This window comes from Azonexus sp. (assembly GCF_036170495.1).
Lineage (GTDB): Bacteria > Pseudomonadota > Gammaproteobacteria > Burkholderiales > Rhodocyclaceae > Azonexus.
The window spans coordinates 1-1,321 of sequence record NZ_JAVHPH010000037.1 but is presented as its reverse complement, the minus strand read 5'-3'; the positions used below and the strand labels follow the sequence as shown (position 1 = coordinate 1,321).

The following is a 1,321-nucleotide window of genomic DNA, read 5'->3' as shown; positions in this document are numbered from 1 at the left end:
ACCAGCGAGTTGGTGGTACCCAGGTCAATCCCGATGGCGAGCTTGTGCTCGTGCGGTGCCGCCGATTCACCCGGTTCGGCGATTTGAAACAGTGCCATATTTATTCTTCCAGCGACGCCAGCGCGTCGTCGATTTCATACAGGAGTTTTTCCAGGAACATCAAGCGACGGACGCGATCAGTGGCCAGCGCATATTCGCCTTGATCGAACAACTGGCCGAGCTCCTCGTGACGGGCCTCGATATCCCCGCGCAGTCGGTTGTGCAGGCGTTCCAGTTCGTGATGATCACCGCCCGTGCGCGCCTCCATCACCGCTTCACGCCATTCCATTTGTTCCATCAGGAAATCGGTGGGCATGGCGGTGTTGCTTTCCGCCTGAACATCATGGCCAGCCAGATGAAGCAGGTACTTGGCTCTTTCCAGCGGCTTTTTCAGTGTCTGGTAAGCCTCGTTGGCATGCGTGGCCCACTGCATCGAGAGACGACGTTCGGCATCGCCGGCATTGGCGAATTTATCCGGATGAACCTGGGCCAGTATGTCGCGATAGCGAGCATCGAGGTCAGATGAATCAAGCCGGAAGCCCGGATGCAACCCAAACAGCGAGAAATGGTCAGCCCGTATATCCATCAGACGTTAAACGATTCGCCGCAGCCGCACTGATCCTTGACATTCGGATTATTGAACTTGAAACCCTCGTTCAAGCCTTCGCGGGCGAAGTCCAGTTCCATGCCATCGAGATAAGGCAGACTCTTGGCGTCGACAATGACTTTGACGCCGTTGTGTTCGAAGACCAGATCATCGGGATTCACCTCGTCGACGAATTCCAGCTTGTACGCCATGCCGGAACAACCGCTGGTCCGCACGCCGAGGCGCAGGCCAATGCCTTTACCGCGCTTCGCCAGAAAGTTGGCAACGTGTGTTGCCGCCTTATCGCTCAAGGTGACGCCCATGCTTATTCTCCGTGCTTTTTCTTGTAGTCGGCCACCGCTGCCTTGATGGCATCCTCGGCCAAAATTGAACAGTGAATTTTAACCGGGGGCAAGGCCAGTTCTTCGGCAATTTCCGTATTTTTGATCGACAAGGCCTGGTCGACCGTCTTGCCTTTGACCCACTCAGTCACGAGAGAAGACGATGCAATCGCCGAGCCGCAGCCGTAAGTCTTGAACTTGGCATCTTCGATGACGCCGGATTTATTGACCTTGATCTGCAGTTTCATGACGTCACCGCAGGCCGGCGCGCCGACCATACCGGTACCGACATCATCATCCTCCTTACCAAAGGAACCAACATTCCGTGGATTCTCATAATGATCAATGACTTTAA

The 1,321-nt window shown here is 55.0% G+C and carries 3 protein-coding genes; all 3 read right to left on the bottom strand.

From position 1 onward, the window contains the following. Positions 1-100: 100 nt before the first annotated feature. Positions 101-625, bottom strand: a complete 525-nt coding sequence (gene hscB / locus ADADOO_RS01365) for a Fe-S protein assembly co-chaperone HscB (RefSeq protein WP_511274372.1) — start codon at positions 623-625, stop codon at positions 101-103. After that, the gene (iscA, locus tag ADADOO_RS01360) at positions 625-948 is read right to left on the bottom strand and encodes an iron-sulfur cluster assembly protein IscA (protein WP_511274371.1); all 324 of its coding nucleotides are present in this window, start codon (positions 946-948) and stop codon (positions 625-627) included. The genes hscB and iscA overlap by 1 nt, the downstream gene beginning before the upstream one ends. Before the next feature lie 2 nt (positions 949-950). Next, on the bottom strand, positions 951-1,321 hold a 371-nt coding region (gene iscU / locus ADADOO_RS01355; RefSeq protein ID WP_511274370.1), incomplete at its 5' end, for a Fe-S cluster assembly scaffold IscU.

Bases quoted from the DNA above. Each gene is read 5' to 3' on its own strand.
- hscB (WP_511274372.1), bottom strand. From the start codon at position 625: ATGGATATACGGGCTGACCATTTCTCGCTGTTTGGGTTGCATCCGGGC.
- iscA (WP_511274371.1), bottom strand. From the start codon at position 948: ATGGGCGTCACCTTGAGCGATAAGGCGGCAACACACGTTGCCAACTTT.